Raw genomic sequence first — 7,574 nt, 5'->3', positions numbered from 1 at the left:
CAGGGAGCAGGGAGCAGGGAGCAGGGAGCAGGGAGCAGGGAGCAGGGAGAGGGGATTTTTTGCTAATAATAAATCTCGGATTTATTTTTCTTTTAAAAAACATAGTAAAAAGCCTACTGTTTAAACGTTACATTTTGAAATAAAAAATGATGAAATAACCCTGGGATAAAACAAGACAATCTTAACCATTTAATTAAAATTAGTAAGTAAGGGTTCTGGTCTATGAGTAGAGAGAAAAAATCTGGAATTTGGTCAAATTTTCTCCAGAAGTATCGAGATTCATTTCAGTTATTAGAAGAAACCCGCAATTTAATCCTCTTTTGGTATTTCCTAGTTCTAAGTATTTTGTTTGGTTTATCTATACCCATCTTTTCAGAACTAGTTTTGCAAGAGGTGGAGAGAAGAGCTAAACATGAATTGAGCGAACAAGGTGAAGCCTTTGAAGATTATTTATTGCGACGTAAATTAAACCAAAAGTTAGAAACACAAGCAGATATTAAAAATTTTTTTGACGATCTTTTTAGCGATAGAATTCCCGATGATGATGTGTTTCTAATTGCTATCATAGATGGTAAATTTTATGGTTCTAGTCCCCAGGGAGTACCAGAAATACTGAAAGGGGATTCTGAATTGATGCAACATTGGCAACAATTAGAACAGGAAGAAAAAGGTAAATACGTTACTAATAATCCCCAAATTGAAGATGTTATTTATTTAGCTAAACCGATTATTAATGGTACCGGAGTTAAAGGTATTTTTATTGTTGCTCATATAACAGCAGGAGAAATAGAAGAGGCCAAAAGTTTTATCTTAATTGTGATCCAAGTTCTCTTTGCCGCTTGGATTTTAGCGATGATCTTAAGTTGGATCGCTTCAGGAAAGATTTTATCACCCTTACGTTCTTTAATTAGTACTGCTAAGATTATCAGCAATTCTAATTTAGATCAGCGTCTTCCGGTTAAAGGTTCAGGAGAAATGGCTAAATTAGCCACAACCTTTAATGAGATGATGGACAGACTCAAAAAAGCTTTTACTATGCAAAGATCTTTTATCAATGACGCCGGACATGAATTAAGAACCCCTATTACTATTATTAGAGGGCATCTAGAATTATTAGGCGATGATCCTCAAGAAAAACAAGAAACTCTAGCCTTGGTATTCGATGAATTAGATCGCATGAGTCGTATGGTGGAAGAATTACTCCTACTAGCTAAATCTGAACAACCAGATTTTTTGCTCTTAGAGAGTATTGATCTTGATATATTTATTCAAGAAATTTTTATGAAATCTCAAACTTTGGCCAAACGACAGTGGCAGTTAAAATCTCAAGCCATAGGTATACTTAAAGGCGATCGCCATCGCTTAACTCAAGCATTGATGAATCTAATTAAAAATGCTACTGAACACACACAAGAAGATGATTTGATTGAAATCGGTTCTCAAATCCAGGGTAATTATCTACATCTCTGGGTAAGAGATACTGGTGAAGGTATCTTAGAACATGAACAACAAAGGATATTTGAAAGATTTGCCCGGGCAGAAAAAAAGTTTCGACGGTCTGATGGTTTTGGATTAGGATTATCTATAGTCAGAGTTATTACTGAAGCTCACGGTGGTAAAGTGCAATTAATCAGTCAAGTAGATGTGGGTTCAACTTTTAGCTTAATTATCCCTTTGGAATGAAACATCTTTTCAGCTTATCTTTGATGCAAAACAGCAAGGGATCGACTGTAACTGAGAGAGCAAGTTAACTCAAAAATGCTGATCGGGCCATTTTTAAGAACAAACTTAGATCAGCAAATATCAACTCAGATCTTGCATCTTTACCCAAAGTTACTGGTTGAGGTTGAGTAATGAGTAACGAGTAAGAAGTAATGAGTTGTGGAGTTTTGAAGTTTTGAAGTAATGAGTTAAAGAATTAATGCGATCGCGCTTAAAAATTGGTATACCTTTGCCAGATCTTAGGCTAAAGAGAAATAAACTTTTTCTGAGGTTAATTTAGTACTTATGTACTGGTGCTTTGATATGAGTCAATAAAAATACAGTATACACAAACAGATAAGTAATTAACTCACTCAAGATAGATGAAAAATAAATAAACCCTTCATGAGAGTATTTTCATAATTATTGACTATATATTTTGGTTCAGTTATTCTAAAAATATAGAAAAGACAAGAACAAGTGAGTTAAAGATGAATAAAAATCTAGAAGTAACATCAATTCCTGCCGGTTATAGTTTATTTTCCGTTGAAGAAAACTTTCTCAAAGATTTATCAGAAAATGAAGAATCAATGATCTCTGGTGGTAGCCGTAGGCGAGATACTCCTAGTCGCCCTAGTCGTAGTCGCCGTACCAGAGCTCGTCGGGACACTCCTAGCCGTCCTAGCCCTAGTGATCGTCGCCGTCGTAATCGCCGTCGTAATCGCCGTAGATAATTAGCAATCATCAGAGGGATCAAAGTATTTAAACAGAGTAATTAACTCTTGAATTTCAATATTGATCTCTCTGTTTAATTTAGGGGAAACTTAAACTAATGCCATTTTTATTAAGTAATGAAAACGTTGTTGATTATTTAATTTCTCAAAAATTTTGCTCTCCAAAAGGTAGAAATTTCTGCCAAATCACCTGTAAAAGTCGTAAAAATTTTAATCTAGTCATTACTGTTCCTCCTCAGTGTTATTTAATTAAGCAAGAAGCACACAATGACCAGGGTGAAACCAAAGGAGAATTAGAAAAACATTGGCAATTTCAACAATTTCTAGATGATTATCAAGAACTTAACCAGATTACTTCAGTAATTTCTGAAGCGCTCTTTTTTGATTATGATTCTTCAATTATGATTTTGGAATATCTGGATGAATATCAAGATTTGAGAGACTTTTACTACAAAAATAATCATTTTCCTGTAGAAATAGCAACAGCTTTAGGAAAAGCGATCGCCACTATTCATCGCAGCACTTGGAAAAACACCACCTATCAAAATTATTTCACAGAAAACTATGGTGATTATGATTATATAGATAGTATAAGTGATTTCATAGACACGTTAGAAAGTTATAACGCGCCTGATAACAGGGAAAACTCTAGTGACGCACGCATATTTTCCCAACTATATAAACGTTATCCCAGTTTTAAACAAGCAATTCAACAAGTAGATTCCCTCATAGATCCGAGTTGTCTAATTCACAAAGATCTTAAATTAAACAATATATTAGTACACAATGATTGGAACAAATTATTAAATAATTCTCAAGCTAACTTGATAAAAATAATCGATTGGGAAAAATGGGCCTGGGGAGATCCTACCCTAGATCTCGGGAGTATCATTGCTAGTTATCTGCGAATTTGGCTAAAAAGTTTAGTAATTACTAAAGAGACTGAACTACAAAAAGCTTTAAAATCAGCGGTTACTCCCCTAGAATTAATTCAACCCTCCCTAGGGGCGATGGTTGACTCCTATATCGATAATTTCCCTAAGATAACTCAAGTTTATCCCGATTTTTTACCCCGTTTAGTCCAATTTACTGGTTTAGCTTTAGTTGAAGATCTCGAAGTAGATATTTATTATCAACAAACCTTTACTAATAACAGTATTTGCATGTTACAGGTAGCTAAAACTCTTCTATGTAATCCTAGAGAATCTGTACCAATGATTTTTGGTCTTACTCAAATCAATGAAATATAATCTAGTAACACAACATAGTGAAGAAGATTGTGGTGCCGCCTGTTTAGCTTCTATAGCGAAACACTATGGCCGGATCTTGAGTATTAATCGCATTCGCGAAGCGATTGGTACAGGTAGACTAGGGACAACTTTACTAGGCATGAGACGAGGCGCTGATTCTCTCGGCTTTTACACGAGATCTGTAGTCACCTCTAAAGATGTTTGGCAACATTTAGATAAACTGCCTCTACCTGCCATAATTCACTGGCAAGGGAATCACTGGGTAGTTTTATACGGAAAAGTTCGTAACCAATATGCGATTGGAGATCCTGCTTTAGGAGTTCGCTATCTCTCCCAATCAGAATTAAGCAAAAACTGGACTAATGGCATCATGTTGTTATTAGAACCAGATCTGAATCGTTTCTACGCCCAACCCAATGACAAAATAGAAGGAGTAGGCAAATTTTTCCGGCGTATCTGGCAGTATCGGGGCATTATTAGCCAAGCTTTTGTTTGTTCATCCATTATCGGCTTACTTTCTTTAAGTTTTCCTCTATTTTTACAGATAATCACCGATGAAATTATTATCCGAGGCGATACACAACTGTTAATTGGTGTTGTGATTGTCATGATTATTCTCTATTTAATTAGAGGCGGGTTATCCTTTGTGGAAAATCTCTTAATTGCCTACTTTGTAGAAAAAATTGAATTAGGTATTGTTTTAGAATTTGCCTATCAAATTTTAAGACTTCCTTTGACTTATTATGAAACTCGTCGCAGTGGAGAAGTAATTAGCAGATTAACTGATATTCAAGAAATTAATAGCTTAATTTCCACGGTAGTTATTACTCTTCCTAGCAGTTTCTTGATTTCCTCTGTCTCTCTGATGATCATGATTTTTTATAGTTGGCAGTTAACTCTCTTAGCTGTTTTCTTCGCTTTGTTAATGACGATTAGTACTTTAGTCTCTCGACCAATCATTCGACAAAAAATTTATCAAGAAATGGCTATAGATACTGAAACCCAGGGAGTTTTAGTAGAAACCTTTAAAGGGGCAATTACCTTAAAAACTATCTCTGGAGTTCCAGAATTATGGGAAGAGTTACAAATTCGTTTTAGTAATTTAGCTAATCTCATGTTTAGTACTACTAAAATTGATATTATTAATAGAACATTTTCTCGTTTTATTTCTGAATTGGGGTCAACTTTATTATTAGCCTCAGGGAGTTTCTTGGTCATTCAAGGCCAATTAACTATTGGTCAATTGCTCGCTTTTATTACTTTTAATCGTAATTTTAAATATATCATTAGTGATTTAATTGGTTTGATTGATGATTTGATTAGAGCACAAAATGCTAATTCTCGATTACAAGAAATAATTCAAGCAACCCCTGAAGATGCGGATAATTTTAATAAACCCTGGGCTAAAATTAATGATAACGCCAAGATTATTTGTACTAATTTACACTTTCATTATCCAGGCCGAGTTGATTTATTACAAGATTTTTCCCTGACAATACCGGGAGGAAAAGTAACCGCCATTATTGGTGAATCTGGTTGTGGTAAAAGTACCATAGCTAAATTAATTTCAGGATTGTATGTTCTGCAATCGGGAAATATTCGTTTTGATAATTATAATCTTGAGGATTTATCTTTAGATTGTTTACGGCAACAGGTAATTCTTGTCCCTCAAGATGGACATTTTTGGAGTAGGTCAATTATTGATAATTTCCGCTTATCTGTTCCTGATGTTAGTTTTGAAGAAATCGTCAACGCTTGTAAATTAGTAGAAGCAGATCAATTTATTAGTAAACTTCCCGAAAAATATCAAACAATACTTGGAGAATTTGGTTCTAATCTTTCTGGAGGTCAAAGACAAAGATTAGCTTTAGCGAGATCTATTATTACTAATCCACCTATTTTAATTTTAGATGAATCTACTGCCAATTTAGATCCTCTCAGTGAAAGTAAAGTATTAGACCAATTATTATTATCTCGTCATAATAAAACTACAATATTAATTAGTCATCGTCCTCAAGTTATTAATTGCGCTGATTGGCTGATTTTTCTAGAGGAAGGAAAACTAAAATATGCAGGACAACGAGCTGATTTACTAGCAGAAAAAGGAGAACATACTAAGTTTTTACTTGTCTAAATTAGATGATTTTTCAGATAAACTCATGATATCAAGTTCGGGTGAATACTTACGATAAAAATAAGGTGAGGCAGGAGGCACCGAGGCAGGAGGCAGAAGGGAAGGAAGAAGGTATGAAGGTAGAACTTTATCATAACTAATTAAACGGACATGATATGAAAGAAAATTTACATAAATTTAATCCCGATTATTTTTTGTTTTCTATTAGTAGCCAAGTTCGGTTACTAGGATTTGTTTTATTAATTATTATTGCTGGTTTAATTACTGTTTCTTCTTCTTTGACTTATAATGTTGTAGTCAAAGGCCGTTCGGTAATACGTCCAGTCGGAGGTACAAAAGTAGTAGAGTCTCAAAAAGCTGGAATAATTAAATCTATTGCAGTTAGCAAAAATCAACGGGTTAAAAGAGGAGATATTATTGCTATTTTGGAGTTGAATGAACTAGAACTACGGAGAAGTCAACTGATAAGCAATATTAATCAAAAGCAACAAAAAATTGCTCAAATTGACAGTCAAATTGAACTAATTAATCAGCAAATCATCTCAGAATCTCAATCTTTTGCCCAAGAAATCTTGATAGCCGAGATGCAATTAAATCAGGTTAAACTTGATAGCGAAAAACAAAGAATTGCTGCTCAAGCTAATTTGCAAGAAATAGAGGCTGAGTTATTTTTAGCGGAAAATGAAACCAAAGCTTATCAGAATTTGTTTGAGCAAGGAGTTATCTCTCAATTAGAAGTAAAAGAAAAACAAGCAGCTTTGATTAGAGTAAAATCTAGACTGATAAAAGCTAAGTCTGAACTTAATGGTGGCGGATTTAAGCAAAAAATGGCAGAAACAAGAATTGCGCAATTAACTAGTCAAAGAAATACCCAATTAACTAATTTAAATCAACAACAGGAGTCTTTATTAAGAGAACGTTTAGAGATAGAGACTACTTTAATTGAAGAGGAAAAAAATTTAGAACAATTAGCTATAGAATTAGAAAAAAGTACAATTAAAGCATCTGCTAATGGGAGAATTATAGAATTGTATTTGAGCAATGAACAACAATTTGTGAATGCTAATGATGTAATTGCTGAAATTATGCCCGATGATGTGAATTTAGTGATTAACTCTTTGGTGTCTAACCGAGATATTGATAAGGTAAATATTGGTCAAACAGCTAGACTACAAATCAATGCTTGTCCTTATCAAGAATTTGGCCTTCTACCAGGAAAAGTTACCCAAATTTCCGCAGATGTAGTTTCAGCCAACCAGGTGAATACTAGTAATAGTGTGGCCAATAATAATTATTTTCAAGTTACTATTCAACCTGAACGTTTATCTTTGAATGATGGTCAAACAGAATGTGTCATTCGACCAGGAATGGAAGCTCAAGCTAATATTATTTCTAGAAAAGAGACTTTTTTGCAGTTTATTTTGCGTAAAACCAGATTATTTAGTTGACGGGGTGACAACTCAGATCTTGCATTTTTACCCAAAGTTACTGGTGGGGGTTGAGTAATGAGTTTTGAAGTAATGAGTAATGAGTTTTGAAGTCTTGAAGTTTTGAAGTGAGGAAGTAATGAGTTAAAGAATTAATGCTCAACGCTTAAAAATTGGTTGACACTCAACTCAGATCTTGCATTTTTACCCAAAGTTACTGGTGGGGGTTGAGTAATGAGTTTTGAAGTTTTGAAGTTTTGAAGTTTTGAAGTTTTGAAGTTTTGAAGTGAGGAAGTAATGAGTTAAAGAATTAATGCTCAACGCTTAA

5 protein-coding genes are annotated in these 7,574 nt (G+C 34.1%); all 5 read left to right on the top strand.

Features of this window, described 5'->3' with window-relative positions; genetic code table 11:
* The first annotated feature begins 222 nt into the window (after positions 1-222).
* Positions 223-1,683, top strand: a complete 1,461-nt coding sequence (locus tag MW688_RS18900; protein ID WP_486737566.1) for a sensor histidine kinase — start codon at positions 223-225, stop codon at positions 1,681-1,683.
* Positions 1,684-2,192: 509 nt separating this feature from the next.
* Positions 2,193-2,435: a hypothetical protein gene (locus MW688_RS18895; RefSeq protein WP_486737565.1), complete on the top strand. Its 243-nt coding sequence runs from the start codon at positions 2,193-2,195 to the stop codon at positions 2,433-2,435.
* 98 nt (positions 2,436-2,533) lie between these two features.
* On the top strand, positions 2,534-3,685 hold the full coding sequence (locus MW688_RS18890) for a phosphotransferase family protein (RefSeq protein ID WP_486737564.1): 1,152 nt from the start codon (positions 2,534-2,536) through the stop codon (positions 3,683-3,685).
* Positions 3,675-5,819: a peptidase domain-containing ABC transporter gene (locus MW688_RS18885; protein WP_486737563.1), complete on the top strand. Its 2,145-nt coding sequence runs from the start codon at positions 3,675-3,677 to the stop codon at positions 5,817-5,819. The genes MW688_RS18890 and MW688_RS18885 overlap by 11 nt, the downstream gene beginning before the upstream one ends.
* A 155-nt stretch (positions 5,820-5,974) precedes the next feature.
* A complete protein-coding gene (locus MW688_RS18880) occupies positions 5,975-7,267 on the top strand; it encodes an HlyD family secretion protein (RefSeq protein WP_486737562.1) in 1,293 nt (430 codons plus the stop codon).
* Positions 7,268-7,574 lie beyond the last annotated feature (307 nt).

The organism is Johannesbaptistia floridana, assembly GCF_057440575.1.
Note: the sequence above shows the minus strand (reverse complement) of the source record. Positions and strands in the feature narration are given on the sequence as shown.

Coding starts and splice junctions, on each gene's coding strand:
- MW688_RS18900 (WP_486737566.1), top strand. CDS start 223: ATGAGTAGAGAGAAAAAATCTGGAATTTGGTCAAATTTTCTCCAGAAG.
- MW688_RS18895 (WP_486737565.1), top strand. CDS start 2,193: ATGAATAAAAATCTAGAAGTAACATCAATTCCTGCCGGTTATAGTTTA.
- MW688_RS18890 (WP_486737564.1), top strand. CDS start 2,534: ATGCCATTTTTATTAAGTAATGAAAACGTTGTTGATTATTTAATTTCT.
- MW688_RS18885 (WP_486737563.1), top strand. CDS start 3,675: ATGAAATATAATCTAGTAACACAACATAGTGAAGAAGATTGTGGTGCC.
- MW688_RS18880 (WP_486737562.1), top strand. CDS start 5,975: ATGAAAGAAAATTTACATAAATTTAATCCCGATTATTTTTTGTTTTCT.